The 17,105-nt window shown below is 62.6% G+C and carries 14 protein-coding genes; 2 read left to right on the forward strand and 12 right to left on the reverse strand.

Annotation, left to right across the window (positions count from 1 at the left end):
- Positions 1–10: 10 nt before the first annotated feature.
- Complete coding sequence (locus AC07OF_RS21040) at positions 11–1,627, reverse strand: inorganic phosphate transporter (protein WP_157193044.1); 1,617 nt, start codon at positions 1,625–1,627, stop codon at positions 11–13.
- A 112-nt stretch (positions 1,628–1,739) separates the two neighbouring features.
- Between AC07OF_RS21040 and AC07OF_RS21045 the strand changes: the two genes are divergently transcribed.
- Together AC07OF_RS21045 and AC07OF_RS21050 are read left to right on the forward strand one after the other, a co-directional pair.
- Positions 1,740–2,141, forward strand: a complete 402-nt coding sequence (locus tag AC07OF_RS21045; protein ID WP_157193043.1) for a DUF488 domain-containing protein — start codon at positions 1,740–1,742, stop codon at positions 2,139–2,141.
- Positions 2,142–2,249: 108 nt separating this feature from the next.
- Positions 2,250–2,675, forward strand: a complete 426-nt coding sequence (locus tag AC07OF_RS21050) for a GNAT family N-acetyltransferase (protein WP_232478187.1) — start codon at positions 2,250–2,252, stop codon at positions 2,673–2,675.
- On the opposite strand, the gene AC07OF_RS21055 is transcribed toward AC07OF_RS21050, so the two are convergent.
- From AC07OF_RS21055 to AC07OF_RS21105, 11 genes are all read right to left on the reverse strand, one after another.
- Positions 2,665–4,125 carry a right-handed parallel beta-helix repeat-containing protein gene (locus AC07OF_RS21055; protein ID WP_495073399.1) on the reverse strand — a complete coding sequence of 487 codons (1,461 nt, stop codon included), beginning with the start codon at positions 4,123–4,125 and terminating at the stop codon, positions 2,665–2,667. The genes AC07OF_RS21050 and AC07OF_RS21055 overlap by 11 nt on opposite strands.
- A 17-nt stretch (positions 4,126–4,142) precedes the next feature.
- Positions 4,143–5,258 carry a polysaccharide lyase gene (locus AC07OF_RS21060; RefSeq protein WP_157193042.1) on the reverse strand — a complete coding sequence of 372 codons (1,116 nt, stop codon included), beginning with the start codon at positions 5,256–5,258 and terminating at the stop codon, positions 4,143–4,145.
- Positions 5,249–6,643 (reverse strand): alginate O-acetyltransferase AlgX-related protein, encoded by a 1,395-nt coding sequence (locus AC07OF_RS21065; protein ID WP_495073400.1) that lies wholly within the window; start codon positions 6,641–6,643, stop codon positions 5,249–5,251. Before AC07OF_RS21065 ends, AC07OF_RS21060 begins: the two co-directional genes overlap by 10 nt.
- A gap of 8 nt (positions 6,644–6,651) precedes the next feature.
- Positions 6,652–7,296, reverse strand: coding sequence for an alginate O-acetyltransferase AlgF (locus AC07OF_RS21070; protein WP_157193040.1), 645 nt, complete (start codon positions 7,294–7,296; stop codon positions 6,652–6,654).
- 19 nt (positions 7,297–7,315) lie between these two features.
- The gene (locus AC07OF_RS21075; RefSeq protein ID WP_157193039.1) at positions 7,316–8,410 is read right to left on the reverse strand and encodes an alginate O-acetyltransferase; all 1,095 of its coding nucleotides are present in this window, start codon (positions 8,408–8,410) and stop codon (positions 7,316–7,318) included.
- A gap of 9 nt (positions 8,411–8,419) precedes the next feature.
- The gene (locus tag AC07OF_RS21080) at positions 8,420–9,847 is read right to left on the reverse strand and encodes an MBOAT family O-acyltransferase (protein WP_038612292.1); all 1,428 of its coding nucleotides are present in this window, start codon (positions 9,845–9,847) and stop codon (positions 8,420–8,422) included.
- Between the two features lie 14 nt (positions 9,848–9,861).
- Positions 9,862–11,319, reverse strand: coding sequence for an alginate export family protein (locus AC07OF_RS21085; RefSeq protein WP_495073401.1), 1,458 nt, complete (start codon positions 11,317–11,319; stop codon positions 9,862–9,864).
- Positions 11,316–12,767 (reverse strand): tetratricopeptide repeat protein, encoded by a 1,452-nt coding sequence (locus tag AC07OF_RS21090; protein ID WP_157193037.1) that lies wholly within the window; start codon positions 12,765–12,767, stop codon positions 11,316–11,318. The genes AC07OF_RS21085 and AC07OF_RS21090 overlap by 4 nt, the downstream gene beginning before the upstream one ends.
- A 20-nt stretch (positions 12,768–12,787) precedes the next feature.
- Positions 12,788–13,951 carry a PilZ domain-containing protein gene (locus AC07OF_RS21095; RefSeq protein ID WP_157193036.1) on the reverse strand — a complete coding sequence of 388 codons (1,164 nt, stop codon included), beginning with the start codon at positions 13,949–13,951 and terminating at the stop codon, positions 12,788–12,790.
- A 15-nt stretch (positions 13,952–13,966) separates the two neighbouring features.
- Positions 13,967–15,490 carry a glycosyltransferase gene (locus tag AC07OF_RS21100; protein ID WP_476446779.1) on the reverse strand — a complete coding sequence of 508 codons (1,524 nt, stop codon included), beginning with the start codon at positions 15,488–15,490 and terminating at the stop codon, positions 13,967–13,969.
- Between the two features lie 156 nt (positions 15,491–15,646).
- Positions 15,647–16,954, reverse strand: coding sequence for a nucleotide sugar dehydrogenase (locus tag AC07OF_RS21105; RefSeq protein WP_157193034.1), 1,308 nt, complete (start codon positions 16,952–16,954; stop codon positions 15,647–15,649).
- Positions 16,955–17,105: the final 151 nt, after the last annotated feature.

Below are 17,105 nucleotides of genomic sequence, written 5' to 3' on the forward strand. Positions count from 1 at the left end.
CCCGTAGTCGTTAGAACACGTGCCGCAACAACCAGTACAACCCGCCTGCCAGCACAATCGCCGCTGGCAATGTCAGCACCCAGGCCATCAGCAGGTTGAAGATGGTCCGCATCTGCAGGCCCGAGCCATTGGCAACCATGGTCCCGGCCACCCCCGAAGACAGCACATGGGTCGTCGATACCGGCAGGCCGTACATGTCCGCCGCGCCAATGGTGCACATGGCTACCAGCTCTGCAGAAGCCCCTTGAGCGTACGTCAGGTGGGTTTTGCCGATCTTCTCACCGACCGTGACCACAATCCGCCGCCAGCCGACCATGGTGCCCAGGCCCAGGGCGATGGCTACGGAAATCTTCACCCACAGCGGTATGTAGCGGGTGGCGTCGTCCAGCTGGCGCTTGAACAGTTGCAGGTTGGCCTGGGTGTCGCTGTCGAAGCGGACCAACTGGTGCTTGTCGATCAGGCGAATGGTTTCGCTGGTCAGGTACATGTCGTTACGCACGTTGGCCATGGCCTCGGCGGGTACCCGGTTCAGCGAGCCATAGCCTTCGACTTCGCTACCGATGGCGCCGGTCAGGGCGGCGAGGGCCGGAACCAGTTCAGGACTGGCTGCCGGTTGGCGGATGAATTCGGTCAGGGTTTTCCGTGGATCGGCGCTCAACAGTTGTGGAGCGCCGCGCTGCAGAGACTGCTGGGTGGCCTCGGCGACTGCGGCAAACTGCAGTGACTGCTCGGCGGGCATGGTGCGGTTCAGGGCGTAAGCCATCGGCAGGGTACCGACCAGGATCAGCATGATCAGGCCCATGCCTTTCTGACCGTCGTTGGAGCCGTGGGCAAACGACACCCCGGTGCAGGTCAGGATCAGCAAACCGCGGATCCACCAGGGCGGCGGCGTGTTGCCGACGGGGGCCTGGTACAGATCGCGGCGTTTGACCAGATGACGCAGCACCAGCAACAACAGCGCCGCACAGGCAAAACCGACCAGCGGTGACAACAGCAGCGAATAGCCCACCTTGCTGGCCTGGGCCCAGTCCACACCGCTGGTGCCATCGCGGCCATGCATCAGCGCATTGGCCACGCCGACGCCAATGATCGAACCAATCAATGTGTGCGAGGAGGAGGCCGGAAGGCCCAGCCACCAGGTGCCCAGGTTCCAGATGATCGCCGATAGCAACAAGGCGAAGACCATGGCAAAGCCGGCCGAGGAGCCAACCTTGAGAATCAGCTCTACCGGCAACAGGGCGATGATGCCAAAGGCCACGGCACCGCTGGACAGCAGCACCCCGAGGAAGTTGAAGAAACCGGACCAGACCACCGCCACCGAGGCGGGCAGGGAATGGGTGTAGATCACCGTGGCCACGGCGTTGGCGGTATCGTGAAAGCCATTGACGAACTCGAAGCCCAGGGCGATCACCAGCGCCACCCCGAGCAACAGGAAGGGGGTCCAGGTGGTGACCACCGTGCCGCTGGCATCGATGTCGTGCGCCAGGCTCCAGGCTGTGTAAAGCAGACCGGCCAGCAACAGGCCGAAGAACAGGATCAGGGTACCGCGACCGGGCTTGTGGTTCAGCTGCGGTCGTGGGTCGGTTGTGGCAAGCGATGGACTGCTGGCCAGCGTCGGGGTAGTCATGATGACTCCGGGTTGGTTACCTCAGGCGGCAAGCTTAGAAGATAGGAGCGAAACCGACCTGATCCCGATCAATGAAAGGTCTAGGCTGATACAAAATAATGACGAGGTGCCGATGATTCGCTGCAAGCGCGTTTATGATCCTGTGGCGGTCGAAGATGGCCAGCGTGTGCTGGTCGACCGCTTGTGGCCGCGCAACAAGCGCAAGGAACAGCTGCAGGCGCTATGGTTGCCTGAGGTGGCGCCGTCGACCGCATTGCGTCAGGCCTTCCATAAAGGCGAAGTGGATTTTGCCGGCTTTGCCGAGCGCTACCGTCAGGAACTGGCGGCGCGGCCCGAGCATTGGTGGTCACTGCTTGGGATGGCCGGGAAGGGCGACCTGACCCTGGTTTATGCAGGCAAAGACACCGAACACAACAATGCCCTGATACTGGCCCAGTGGCTGGAAGATGAGCTGGACCGGCAGGGGCCGATGAGTTCGCCGGTGTGTTATGCCGGGGAGGTCAAACCCTTGTAGGCGGCTTGCGGTGGGAGCGGGCTTGCCCCGCGATACGATGCTACTGACAGACCGCAATCGCGGGGCAAGCCCGCTCCCACCGTAAACAACTCATTCAGGGACCCACCCTTGCAACTTATCCCCGCCACCGACCAGCACTGCGCCTTCGCCCGCGACCTGACCCGCCGCGCCATGCTGCGTTACTACCACGAGTTCGACCTGCTGTGGATCGAAGAAGCCTTCGATCAGGCCTGGAGCTGGCGTGAGCAATGGTTGATCGTCGAAAACGATGCGGTGCTGGGCTTCTGCAGCCTCAGCCAGGACCGCCAGGCCCTGTACATCCGCGAGTTGCATCTGCTCGAGAATGCCCGTGGACACGGCATCGGTACCCAGGTATTGGAGCAACTGGCCGGCTGGGCTGCCGAACGGCGTTTACCGCTGATGCGTCTGACAGTCTTCAAAAGCAACCCGGCGCAGGCCCTGTACCAGCGCCGGGGGTTTCAAGCAGTGGGCGAGGATGAATGTTTCGTGCGCATGCAGCGGACTATTGACTAGCGTTCCGGCTGACGCGCACCACGCGCTCCTGGCGCTGGGTGGCGTCGAGCAGCGGTCCCTGAATGGTCAGCAGGTCACCGATCAACAGGTTCTGCAGCAGCGGTTTGCCTTCGAAGCGATTGCGCCCGAGCACCACCTGCTGCAGTCCTTCGACCCGCACCACTGCCTTGCCTGCCTTGCCCAGGGTGTTGCCACTGAGGGTCAGTGGACCTGCCAATGGCGCGACATTACGCAGGCTGATGGCATATTCCGGGGTGTTGCCGATACGGTTATTGACCAGGATTGCGCCGCTCACTTCGCTGGCATCCACGGCGCTGCCCTGGCTGTTGCCGATCAGGTTGTCCTCGATCAGCAGGGGCGCCTGGGCGCTGGGTGCCAGGTTGCGCAGTTGCAGGCCGTTGCCGCGGCTGTCGCCGATCAGGTTGGCGCTGAGCAGCAGGGCGCCGCGCTGCTCGCTGATTTCGATGGCGGCCTTGTGTGCACCGAGGATCAGGTTGCGCTCGACCCGTGCCACCGTCTGTCCGCGCAGGCGGATGCCGCTATTGTTGTCGATGCCGCGCAGCTGGTTGTTGACCAGGTTGACCTGGCTGTCGCGTACGTCGATGGCGTACTGCTGTGACTGCTCGAAACGACTGTCGTTGATCTGCGCTTGCGTGTGTTGCAACTCGACGGCGCTGGACAGCTCGTTGAACTGGCTGTTACTCACGATCAGCGTAGCCTGGGCGGTGCCCGGCGCTTGCTGGCTGCTCAGGGCGGTGCTCAGACCACGGGACAGGTTGGCGTTGTAACCCAGGCGTTCAAGGGTTGAGCCGATAATCTGGGTATGGCTGCCGGCCCAGGCCACCACGAACGGGCGCCAGGCACGGTCGGTGCTGCCCGGTTTGTCGCCGGCGACACTTTCCAGGCGTGACTGGTTCAGGCCCAGCCAGCCCTGGTTGATCAGCGCCGTGCCCGAGTAGCTGTACAGGTACAGGCTGGTGCCTTCCAGCACCAGGCCGCCATCACTGCCGATCATCAGCGGATAGCTGAGCAGGTAGCCGTCCTTGTAGGGCTTGAGGATCCGTGGGTTGTTCAGCGCGTCGTGCAGTTGCCCCAGAGTGATGCTGCCGCCACGAATCAGTACCGCCTGCGGGTGATGTGCCTGGTAGCCGGCAATCGCGCGGAACAGGCCATTGTTGACGAACGGCTCGAACGGCCAGCTGCCGGTCTGCGAGGAAAACATCGGTTGCAGGCTGACACTGGCACGCCCGGCCGGACGCGGGCGTTCCTTGACCTGCAACTGCACGGCCTGGGCAGCCTGTTGTTGCAGCTGTTGCAACTGTGCCTGATGCTCGCTGTTGCTGATCACGCTCAGCGACTGCTGCAGTGGCAGGCTTTGGCTTGCCGCCTGGGCCGTGCCTGCGCAAAGCAGAACGGCGAGGCAGCAAAGGGAAAGAGGGCGCATGGCCATGGCGATTCGTCCTTGGGTTACGGCAGTTTGGGGTACAGCGGCTTGAGCGGGCCGCCAATCTGGCTGTAGTTGTCGACGTCGCCGTCTTCGCTGTCGTACAGCTGGCGAGCCAGGCGATGGTCTGGTGCGCGCTGCAGGAAGGGGATCAGCCAGGCCAGCTTGTAAGGCGCCACGGCGATCTGCGATTGGCCCTTGAGCTCGGGCAGTTCGTCGGCATCGAGGATGCTGCGTGCGGCGAAGTTGCCCAGCAGTTCCAGGGTCTGCTGGTCTTGCGCGCTCCAGGGCAGGCCATTGACCCGCGCCGACTCGGCCAGCAATACCAGCGGCACCAGTGCGTATTGGCTATAGGTGGCGGCCAGTTTGCCGCGGGCGACTTCCAGCGGCAGATAGGCATAGCTGCCATCGCGGGCCTTGACCGCCTGTTGCAGGCCAAGGCGCAGGTTGCCGTCGGCCCACTGGATGAAGTCATCGCGCTGGATCAGCATGCCGGTCGCCGCTACCGCCCAGGCGGCCCAGTAGTCATGGTTGTTGAACCAGGCAAAACCTTGCGCCCGGCGCGGCTGGTACTCGGCAATGATGCGTTCGCCCAACTGCGTGAACCATTCGCGCTGCTGCGCCGTCAGTTGCAGCTTGCCGTCGCTGGCCGCCTGGGTCATCAGCAAGGTTGAGGCCATGGCCGCGACCGCCCATTTGCGCGCAGCCATGCCGGTGCTGCTGGCGTCCGGATTGAGCAGCGCCCGGGCCTCGGCCCACTGCTGCAGCCATTGGTCCTGGCAGGCCAGGGCCATGTTCGCTTGCTGCGGCGTTTTCGCCCGCTGGAAACGCTTGCTGGCATAGATCAGGCCGCCGATGAACTGTTTGACCTGCTTGCCGATCTTTGCGCTGTTGGCATCGGGACTGCTGCGCAGGGTCGACTTGCTGGCATCGCGCTGGTCGTACTTGCTCTGCATCTGCAAGCTGCCGGTGTAGGGCGCTGGTGGCTCCTTGCTGCATTGCAGGGTGCGGTAGTCGGCGATCATTGCCGATTGCGCGGTGGCCCGTGGCGGCCAGATCGAACTGGCGGCCAGGCTGTGGCCCAGTTGCAGGCTGGCGTACAGACCCAGGGCCAGGGCGCTCCAGGTTTTCACAGGCATAGTCGGGTTTCCACCTGGGTGGCGGCGCTGCCGGCTTTGGTCGGCTCCATGAACACCGAGAGCAGATTGGCCCCGGCAAACTCCTTGGCGCGGCTCAGTTCCAGGTAGTACTGGCCACCAGTGACCACCGCCTCGCGGCGGAACCAGACCTTGTCGCGCGCGCCGTTGTCGTAATAGACGATCACGTAGAAATCCTTGACGTTCTTGTCGCTGATGCGGATGTCGAGGAAGCCGGCATTCACCGCCTTGCGCGCTTGGCCTGCGTTACTGAGCAGTTCGATACGCTCGTTGACCTTCAGCGCCGGACGCTGCAAACGGTTGGCCATAACCTCGGTGGACACCGGGCAGCCGCCCTTGATCGCTGGAATCAGCTGGCGGTACATCAGCTCGGACTCCAGCTGGTAGTTGGCCGGCAACTCCCAGATGATCAGCTTGGGCGGCGCCTTGGGCTTGTAGTTCTCCGACAGCAGGTATTCGAGCAACGAGCCGTCCTGGCCGACGCCGGGCAGGGCGTAGTTGAGGATATCGACGTCGAGGTACTGCTTGAGGTAGCCGTCGAAATTGAACTGCTTGCTTTCGTCTTCCCGGGCGGCGGCGTTACTGTCGCCGACCAGGATCACTTGCGGATCCGGCGCGTCGTCGAACAAGGCCTCGGCACCTTGATCCTGAGGGATGGTCTGGTAACCACGCACGTACTGGAAACCATAGTTGTTGCCGCAGATGTAGCTCAGGGCCAGGTTCAGGGTGCCGTCCTTGGGCACCATCACTCCGGGCTCGGTGCGGTATTGCTTCTTGTCCAATGAGGCATAGAACGGTTGACGGCGTACTTCCTCGGCCACCAGGCGGGCGGTGGCTTCAGCGCCCGCCGGCGTCCAGTGGTGATCGCGGCGGAAGAAGAACTCAGCCTGGGGCGGGTTCTGCACCACCTGCATCATCGGTGCGACGATGGCGCCGCCGTTGCGCAGCTGCTGCAGATAACTGCTCAGGTTGCCGCTGGCGCGGGCGAAGTCGAAACCATGCAGTTTGTCGGCGTACAGCTTGTCGCGGTGCATCAGGCCGCGGGTTGGCTGGATGGCCATGGCCACCTGGATACCCTGACGATGGAAGGTGTCCATCAGGCGTGCGAACTCCGGGCGCATCGGCGCCGGGATGCCGAAGTCGTTGGTCAGGTCGACCGCCGAGCGAAACAGCCAGCGATCCTTGCCCGGAACGATTTCGCGCATCAGCTTCATGCGGCCTTCGGCGTAATGCTGGGGATTGCTCAAGCCGGGGCACATCAAGCACTCCAGGCCTTTGCAGGTGGCCGGGTTGCTGTCGGCGGCCGCGCCGTGCACGCTGAACAGCGCGCCGGTAACGGCCAGGCCAAGGGCGAATAGGCTTTTCATGGTGCCGCTCACTCGCTCGGGTCGATGCTGTTGGCCAGGCTCATGCTGCGATAGCCGTTGCCCTGAGGCAGCAGTACGTAGCTATAGGAGCGGCCTTTCTTGAGGAACAGTTCGTCGAACTGGGCGATTTTCTGTTGCTGGTCATAGGCGGCAAAGCCGATCTTGATTTCGTTGACCATGCGGCTGCCGGTCTGGTCCTTGCCCAGGGTGTCGACCACCACACTTTTGCCATCGACGGTTTTCAGCGCGACCTTGGCCGGGGTCAGGTTGTAGAAGGCGATCTGCGCCTTTTTCGGCTCGTTGACGTACTTGTCGGCGATCAGCGTCAGGGTGTTGCCGTCATAGACCACGGTGCTCGCGGCATTGGCCTTGAGCTGTGGCTCGATGGCCTTGGCACCGACAGCGATCTTGTGGCTACCGGCCGGGGTGAAACGGTAGCCACTCAGTTGTCCGGCAGCGACCCGCTGCGGGTTGACCTTGCCGCTCAGGGTCACGTCGATGTTGCTGTCAGACAGGTTGAGCACCCGCACAAAGGCGGAGTCGGCCGGGGCCACGGCGTCGTACAGGTCGGCGTTGCCTTCGGCGGCCACGCCTTGGCTGCTGACCAGCAACAAGGCGCTGGCGGTGAGCAGGTGCTTGAGCGAACGGTTCATGTCGATCTCCTTGAAAGTGTCAGAAATGCTGGGTCTGGCCGGGACGGCTCAGTGAGCCCAGGCGGTGGGCGAGCAGGGTGCGCAGCGGGAACTCCCAGATCACCGTGTCGATCTGCGGGTTCTTGAGGTCGTCGCTGGCGAGGAACTGGTTCATCGCCTCGAACGGGCCGCGGGCTTCCACCGCGACACTGAGCAGGTCGCGGTTGAGCGCCTCTTTGAGAAAACCGGTGAAGTTCCAGTCGTCGATCTTGCTGTAGCTGGTGCCGACCAGCAGCAGGCTCTGCTGTTCGTCGGCGAACAACGCGTCACTGTTCTGTTCGGCCTTGAGGGTTTCGTACAGGGCGATCTGGCTGGGGCCAAACTGCGGGGCCAGCTGGGCGTGATTGAACTGGATGTAGTTCATCAGGTCGCCCTTGACGGATTTTTCCGCGACCTTGTGCGACACGTAGCGCTCATCGCCGAGCAGGTCGGGGCGTTGACGGGCCAGTTCATAGGCTGTCAGCCGCGCGCCTTCCGGGCTCCAGTGGGTGTCGGATTTAAGGAACAGTTGCGGGCCGGCGCTGTTGTACAGGAAGGCCGAGCGCACTGGCGTGACCTCGGTTTTCTGCGCCTGCAGGCCGGCAATGAAGCGGTCGTACAGGCTGATCGCCCGCGGATCGACGGCACGCTCGGTGTGGGCGCCATAGACATCCACCTTCATCGGCAGCGGCAGCAGGATCAGGCGTTTGTTGTGCGCCTTGAGCTTTTGCTCGACCTCGGCGATCTGCGCCAGCTGGCCGTCCAGGTTGGCTTGCAGGTTGTTCGGTACGCGGTACTCCTGGTTGGTGTACAGCCAGCCGTCCTTGCCCAGCACCACACCTTTGGTGCCTTCGTCGAACAAGCGGTACTGGGCGTTGGCCCACAGTTCAACCGAGGGTTCACGCAGGAAGAAGCGCTTGTCGTAGACCTGCTCGAACTTGCGCAGCAACTTGCCATCGACAAACAGGTTCCAGGCATCGCTCTGGCTTTTGGCGAAGCTGAACACCGGCGGCAGGGAATAGACGAACATCCCTGCCAGCACTACGCCAAAGAGGATGCCGTTGACCTTGCTCGCCGAATTCATGACCGGGTACATGGCCGTCTCCTAGAACTGGAAGTACAGAAAGGGTGAAAAGGAGTTCGCCGCCAGACTGCTCAGCGCCAGAGCGAAACCGGCCCACAACAGCACGGCCTTGAGGCCACCGACATGACGCATGAAGTACTGCTCTTTATTGCCGGCGTAGTAGCGCACGTTGTTGCTGCCGGCCAGCACCAGCCAGCACAGCGCGACGGCGGCAAACGACATGGCCATCTTCGACGCACCGAGCACATACAGGTCCAGCGAGCCCAGGCCGTTGAAGCCGAACAGCGCCTGGTAGATGTCCAGGCTGTGGCGCAGGTCGTTGGTGAAGAACAGCGGCATGCTCAGGATGATCAGCACGAAGGTGCGCAGGTTGCGTCCCAGGTGGTAGGGCGTGGTGATCTTGGTCGCCAGGTTGTATTTGCGTTCGATGACCATCCCCAGGCCAAAGAACAGGCCCCAGAAAATGAAGGCGAAGCTTGCGCCGTGCCACAGCCCCGACAGCAGCATGGTGTAGACCAGCGCCGGCAGTGCCCCGGCCACCCGTTTGCGCACCAGCGGCATGTACACGTAGTCGCGCAGGAAATGCGCCAGGGTCATGTGCCAGCGTGCCCAGAACTCGGTGATGCTCTGCGAGACATAGGGCTGGTTGAAGTTCTCCGGAAAGCGGAAGCCCATCATCAGCGCCAGGCCCAAAGCCATATGGCTGTAACCGGCGAAGTCGAAGTACAGCTGCAGGGTCGAGACCACCAGGCCGAACCAGGCGTCGCTGAGCTGCAGGGTGCCTTCGCTGATGAACAGCACGTTGATCGGCGCCAGCTGGTCGGCGATCAACACCTTCATGATGAAGCCGAGCATGAAGCGACACACGCCCAGGGAAAACAGCTCCAGGGAATGGGTGCGCTGGCGCAGCTGCGGCGCCAGCTGGCTGTAACGCAGGATCGGGCCGGCGACCAGGTGCGGAAACAGCGCGACGAAGGCGGCGAAGTCGATGAAGTTGTTGGTTGGCGTGGCGTCTTTGCGGTAGATGTCGACGATGTAGCTCAGGGCGTGGAACACATAGAAGGAGATGCCCAGCGGCAGGAAGATGGTCTCCAGGCTCCAGGTGTTGATACCCAGCGGCGCGAGCAGGGCGGCGAGCACTTCGGCGCCGAAGTTGGCGTACTTGAAGTAGCCCAGGGTCGACAGGTTGCCGACGATGCCGATCCACAGCAGGCGCAGCGCCCAGCGTTTGTCGCCGGCGTCCAGGCGCGCCTTGATGCGCAGGCCGAACCAGTAGTTCCAGTAGGTGATGGCGACGAACAGCAGCAAAAAGTCCGGCCGCCACCAGGCATAGAAGATGTAGCTGGCAGCAACGATCACGGTCGAGCGCCACTGTGGCCGGGCGAGGAAGTACACGGCCAGGAACAACGGCAGGTAGAGGAATAAAAAGACGTTGGAGGCGAAGATCATCGGAGGGTCCGTCCTTAGTAGCTGATCACCACGCCGACACTCAGCTGGTAGTCATCACCGCTGTCCAGGGCGTTGCCGGCATTGAGGTAGCTGGCGCTGACCAGGGCGTTGACGTCCAGGTGCTTGCCGTCGATGGCCACCGGAAACATCTTCCAGTAGTAATTGAGGTCGTACATTTGCCCGACATCCTTGCCGCCACCGTGGTTGCCCTGGGCAATGGCGCGGTTGCGTTCGCTGCGCTGGTCACCGTCGATGCGCACCGGCAGGGTGCCGTCGGCATCGCGCAGTTTCAGGTCGGTCACGCGCAGGTCGAGGGCACTGCGCGGGGTCGGGTTGGTTTCCAGGCTGATGCCGTAGTAGCTCAGGTTGCGCAGGTCGAGACTGACGAAGGAACTGGTCAGGCGCGTGCTGTAGCTGCCCTGGCGGGTGATGCGGTCGGACTGGATGGCATTGAGGCGAAAGCCGTCGTTTTCGTTGCTCGGCTTGTCGGTCAGGCCACCGCGCAGGGCTACCCGTGGCGTCCAGGGCAGGTCGTGAAAGCGCTTGCCGATCTCGCCCAGGGCTGCCCAGCCGCTGGCATTGTTGCCGGTGCTGGTGGTGCCGTTGCCATCGGTGTTGTCGACCTTGCCATCGAGACCGGCCAGCTCCAGGTGGTAGTCACTGAACAGCGGGCTGACATCCAGGTCATCGGCCTTGAAGAACAGCCCGTAGCGCATGCCCTTGAAGTCGTAGCGATCTTCCGGGTCGTGGCCGCTGTGGTCGTTCTCGTGCATCAGGCGCACGCCGGCCCAGTTGCGTTCGCTCCAGCGGTAGGCGTATTCACCCATCAGGTAGGTGGTGCGTTCTTCGCTGTCGGCCAGGCTGTTGACGTCGCTGTTGTAGTTGTAGAACTTCTGCCCCACGGCAAAAAAGCCACGGGAGAAGGTGTCGTTGTAGTTGAAGCGCAGCGACTCCAGGCTGTCGTCCCACCAGATGCCGTAGTCATCGAAATAGCGTTGGCGGCCGACCGACAGCGAGAAGCGCGGGTCATCGCCGAGCAGGTTGCGTTTGACGTACAGCTCGCGCAGTTCGGCGTACCAGCCTTCAGGCTGTTCGCGGTCGAAGCTGTTGCTGTTCTCGTTCTGCGTGCTGATCGACTGGCTGGAGTCGTAGTTCAGCCACAGGCGGCCATAGACCATCCACTTGGCCCAGCGCTTTTCCGGCGAGTACCAGGCAAACGATGGCTCGTAGCGCAGGCTGTAGAACATCTCGCGGCTGCGGCCGACCTCGGAGTTTTCCGGGCCGTAGCCGGTCTGCACGGTCAGCTTGTTGAAGAACTCCGAGGTAATCACCGGCGCACTGCCGTCGCTGGGCAGCACCCGTACCGGTTCGTTGCTGTCTGCTTCGGGGCCGGTGATTTCTTCGGCGGCCATGGCCGGGTACAGCGGTGTCAGGGCCAGCAGGGCACCGAGCAGGGAGTGATGCGCTTTCACAGGGTTGCCTCCTTCAACAGATCGGCGCGTGCGGCCAGGGCACGGTCGATGTCATCCTTTTTCAGGGTCTTTTCCAGGCGTTTGATCAGGCTGCGGGCGCCACTTTCACCCAGTTCAAGCGCCACCTGGGCATAGGTGTAGGCCTTGACCGGGTCATGGCAGATGGCCCGGCCGTAGGCGTGCAGGGTGGCCATGCGGTACCAGGCCGTGGTTGAGCCGGCCTGGGCCTGGGCCTGGAAAATCTGCAGGGCCTTGTCCTGGTCCGGCTCATCCTCTACGCCCTTGCTGTAGTAGTCGGCGAGCAGCAACTGGGCATCGGGGTAGTGGCTGGCGATCAGTTCATCGATCAGCGCGCGGGCTTTTTGCGGGTCCAGGGTCAACCAGTTGTTGACCATATAGAACGAGGCTTGCAGGGCCTTGGCGCGGGTCGGCTCATGGGCTTGCACCTGGTTGATCAGGGCCTGGGTCTCTTCAGCGTTATGCGCGGTGGGGTCGGAGATCATGTAGCTGGCCTTGGACGCTATCGCCGGTACATAGCCGCGCTCGACAGCATGGTCACGCCAGCGCAGGGCCTCGGCCCGAGCCAGCTCCAGTTCGTCGCTGCGGGCTTTTTCCCGGGCCAGTTGCGCGGCATCAGGTTGCACCTGGGCAGTGCCCATGGCACGTACCTGACGCGCCTGGCGGTCGCTTTCCAGGTCGGCGCGCTGCACGCTGTTGATACTGTCGAGCAGCGAGCCGATGCGGTGGACGATCTCCACCGCCAGGGTTGGCCGCTGGGCTTCGAGGCTACGGGCGAAGGCCGGGAAGGCGCGGTCCTGGTCTTCACCGAGGAAGCGGTAGTAGCGATCGATGGCCCGCACATCCACGCGCACTGCCTGCTGGTACCAGTGCTCGGCGGTCTGCCGATCGCCCTGACGCTCAGCCAGTACTGCACGGTACAGCTCGGGGCGGCAGTTGAGCAGGCACGATTGCTGGTACAGCGCCAGCAGGTGCTGCGCCTGGTCGTTGGAGACCAGTTGCGGGTAGACCAGAAACACCTCGAGGGTGGTGCTGGCGTTGCGCGGATCGAGGGTTGCCGGGTAGCGCGTCAAGGCCTGGGCCACCCAGTTACGCTGACCCTGTTGCAGGCTCGGGGTGCGGTCAAGCAGGCGCGCCAGCGAGGCCAGTGCCGGAATCTGCCCACGGCCATCAGCGAATGCTTCCTTGTACAGGCCGAGCACTTCCTGACGGCTGGTGCCGTCGGTGTTGGCCAGCACATCGCCGAGCAACAGCTTGGAGGCCAGGTCGCCACGATCGGACAACAGGCGCAGGTCGCTACTGACATTGGCGCTGGGGTCCTTGTACAGCGCATAGCGGATCTGCTCCAGGCTCTGGCCGGCCGACACGGCACTGGCACAGGCTACGCACAGACCTGCCAGCAGCAGACGGGAGGGCATCATCGCGTTCATCGCCAATCCTTCCTTTGCGCTCAACGCGATGCCGTGAACGGCAAGCCCAGGAACAGGTCCACCGCCACCGGCTTCTGGTAGGCCTGGCGTGGCAACGGGGTGTCCGGAGCGATGGTCAGGGCGAGGTTCTTGTTGGCTTCATCGACACGCGAGTCGACCACCTTGCCGCTGAAGTGCTCATCCAGGCCGAACACTTTCAGGTCCACCGAGGTGACCCGGGAGATATCGGCCAGCTTGTCGAACGGCACGTTGGCGGTAACGAACAGGCCCTCGTCACGCGGCAGCAAGTGCATCAGCGGCGCCTGTTTGTAGCCGTAGCCATCCAGCGGCTTGCTCGGGAAGTAAACCTCGCAGTCGCACGGGCTGTTGATCACCGTCTCGATGGTGGCGCGTCCGAGCAGAGTCTGCAGATCGCCGGGCGACAGGTCGGCCACGGCTTTCATGTCCGCCGGGCTGGTGAAGCTGGTGGCCAGCTGGGTGGAGATATTGGCCAGCGGCTGGCCGGCTTTCACCTCGGTCTGGCCGGGCTGCAGGAGGAACTTCACATAACCGTTGTCGGGCATGCTGATGAGCTGTGCGTTGGCTGAGACCTGGGCCTGCACCGCCGGAATGCGGAAGAACAGCAGGTAGCTCTTGTAGGCCACAAAACCCAGGGCGGCGAGGCCGGCAGCGGCGTAGAGCAGGGTGCCGGTCACGGCCTTGAGGCGATCGCTGCTGCTGCGCGCGCTGGCGTGCTGTTGCTTGCGTTCCTTGATGTAGTTCTCGCGCTGCATCACGTTGAACAGGCCGTTGATGTCGGCAATCTCGCCCGACAGGTAGGCGCTGATGATGTAACGCAGGATGTCGCGCTTCTGCGCGTCGAGGTCGACGAACTGCGCGCCGACTTCTTCGCCGCGCTGGGAGACAATGCGCACCTTGCTGTCCAGGCTCAGGTCGACCTGATTGAGGCGCAGGCGGATCGAGGCGTTGTACAGGCTGCCGATGGTCAGCGGTTTGTCGTGACGCAGGCCGATACCGCCCAGGGAAATGTCCTGCAAGGTGGTTTCGACAGTAGGCTGTCCGGCCGCTGCCAGGGTGACGCGGGCATTGATCCGGGTGCGCACGTACTGGCGTTCGTCGATCGCTTCATGGACGACATTGGCAGCAGTTTTACCGGGAACTGTAGGTGTACTTGAGCTACTCATGGCAGGCGGCTTTCCTTAACGTTGCGTGAGTTCGAGAAGAACCGAGATGACCCCGAAGAAAATCGCGATGGAAGAAAACAGCATCGCCTTGGAGGACCAGCGGTTCAGGGCGGCATCGAAGTCGACGGCGCCGTTGCTTAATGTGGTTTTCTGTCGGGTCCAGCGCTGCTGGTCCATGTGGAACAGCGCGTAGATCTTCATCACCGAGCCGACAATCTGGTTGTAATAAAGAACAAAGGGGTACACCGGGCTCACTGGGTGGCCGGCGAACAGGAACAGCACGGTGACAATGCTGCGCGACAGCAGCACCCAGAACAGGTACACCAGCAGGTACTGGATGCCGAACACCAGGCCTGCGACCACCGAGGCGGTCAGGCCCATCAGGCAGGTCCACATCGACACCCGCTGATCGAGCAGCACATACAGGGTGAACAGGCCCAGACGCGCGCGGCCGAGCAGGGCGGTGGCGCGAAAGTTCTGGCGCAGCGAGTTGCCGTACCAGCGGAACATCAACTGGCGGGTGGCGCGCCAGAAGCTGTTGTCTGGTGGATGCTCGACGGTCAGGGTGTTGCTGTCGGGCACGTAAAAGGTGTCCCAGCCAGCACGCATCAGGCTCAACCACGAAGACTTGTCGTCACCGGTGAGGAACTGGAAGCGGCCCAGGCGCCAGTGCTCGAGAAAGTCGGCTTCGACGTCGCGGATGAAGTCCGGATTGGTCATGACGCTGGCGCGAAAGAACGACAGCCGTCCGGTCAGGGTCAGCACCCGGTGCGACAGGGCCATGGAGCACATGTTGATGTGCCGCTGGACAAAGCGCATCGAGTGCCACTGGCGCATCAGATTGCTGCCTTCGACCTCGCAGAACTCGTTGGTGGTCAGGCCGCCAACCTTGGGCAGGTAAGCGAACAGCTTGACCGCGCGTTCGACGCAGCCCGGCAGCATCATGGTGTCGCCATCGACCACACCGACCACCGAATCCTCCAGTGGCATTTGCCGCGACAGAGCGCGGAAGGCATGGGCCAGGCCATCACGTTTGCCGGTGCCACGGGCGCGAACGATCACCAGTTTGATGTCGTCGCGGTCCTTGACCTCGTTGCGCATGATTTGCTTGATGAACTGCTCGTCGCCTTTTTCGACGATCGAGGCAATCACCGTGCACGGCACCTTGAGCCGTTGCACCTCCTGGAACACCGACTGGTAGACCTTGAAGGTGGTGTGGGTGGGGATGCGAAAACTGGTCACCACCATGAACATGTGCGCAGGCAGCGCCGCATCGCCCATGCGCTCGACGGCCTTGCGGATGCGCGGGAACTTCCAGTGCAGGAAGTACATACCGCGCACGTAGTGGACGATGGCATTGCCATAGCGCCACATGCCCAGGGTGCCGATGAAGAAGATGAAGCTGTGGTGGCTCGGGTCCAGATACGCCGGGGCGATCATCTCCGAGGCCAGGGCGATCAGGCCGAACAGGCAGGCCCAGGCGCATAAGCTCATGGCTGCCCGTCGTGCGCCCGAAGGCGGTTGTTGCTGTCGTTCCATCTAACCGTTGCTCCGTTGTACAGGCGCCTGAGCCTGAGCGAAACGCGCACTTACCAGGCCCGGCCGCAATGCGGCAGGCAGACAGAGGCAGATGTGCAGTTCGCTCAGGCGCAGGCCTGGGATGCTTGCCGGGTGCTCTCTATGGAGTCTCAGGCGTTACCAGCAGATACCCTGTTGGCTGCTGTTGCTGCCATGGGGCATGAAACCGACCAGGTCGATGACCTGTTTGCCAGCGGCGACATCCAGCGCCTGGGCGAAGCTATCGTCGTTGTTGCCCAGCACAATCACGTCAGCCCCGTTGATGACCTGGCTGAGGTCGCTGCAGAGCAGGGACGAGACGTGAGGAATCTTCGATTCGATGTACTCGCGGTTGGCACCGAAAACCCGTGCGTACTCGACGTTGGCGTCATAGATGCTCAGCTCGTAACCCTTGCCGATCAGCATCTCGGCCAGTTCCACCAGCGGGCTTTCGCGCAGGTCGTCAGTACCGGACTTGAAGCTCAGGCCGAGCAGGCCGATGCGGCGTTTGTCCTGACGAGCGATCAGCTCGAAGGCATTGCGCACCTGGTTGCGGTTGCTGTCCATGATCGAGGCCAGCAGCGGGTGCTCAACGTCCAGTTGCCCGGCGCGGTAGGTGAGGGCGCGTACGTCCTTGGGCAGGCAAGAGCCACCGAAGGCAAAACCTGGGCGCAGGTAGTAGCGCGACAGGTTGAGTTTGTAGTCCTGGCAGACCACATCCATCACTTCGCGGCCATCGACACCGGAGGCCTTGGCAATGTTGCCGATCTCGTTGGCAAAGCTGACCTTGGTCGCGTGCCAGACGTTGCAGGTGTACTTGATCATTTCGGCGACTTCGATCGACTTGCGGATCACCGGTGCATCAAGGCTCTTGTACAGCGACTCGAGAAGGTCGCCGGAGTGTTGGTCCAGCTCGCCGATCACGGTCATGGCCGGGAAGTCGTAGTCCTGGATCGCAGTGCTTTCGCGCAGGAACTCGGGGTTCACGGCAACCCCGAAATCAACACCGGCGCGTTTGCCCGAGGCTTTCTCAAGCAGGGGGATGACCACATTTTTCGCCGTGCCTGGCAGTACCGTGCTGCGCACCACGATGGTATGGCGGCTGCCCTTGTCGCGCAGGGCCATGCCGATTTCGCGACACACCGCTTCCATGTAGACCAGGTCCAGGTCACCGTTTTTCTTGCTCGGCGTGCCGACGCACAGCAGTGACATCTCGGTCGCCAGCACGGCGGCCTGAACATCAGTGGTGCCGCGCAGGCGGCCATGATTCACGCCATCGAGCAACAGTTGCTCAAGCCCGGGTTCGACAATCGGCGATTTGCCCTGGTTGATCATGTCGACCTTGGCCTGAGAGATGTCGACGCCCAACACCTGGTGGCCACGGGCAGACAAGCAGCCGGCACACACGGCCCCCACATAACCCAGTCCAAAAATACTGATGTTCATAGTTCCCTCTTCCGGGTTCGGCAATGCCGACCCGGTTACTCGGTTTATCGGTGATGTCGACGAGGCGAGCACGCATAAACATATCGCGCACTGAACAGGCGATGGCCGTGTTGTTCGTTGTCTTATTTCTATCCTAAGGGGGAAATTTTTA

The sequence above is a fragment of the Pseudomonas sp. GW821-FHT10B02 genome (assembly GCF_059415665.1).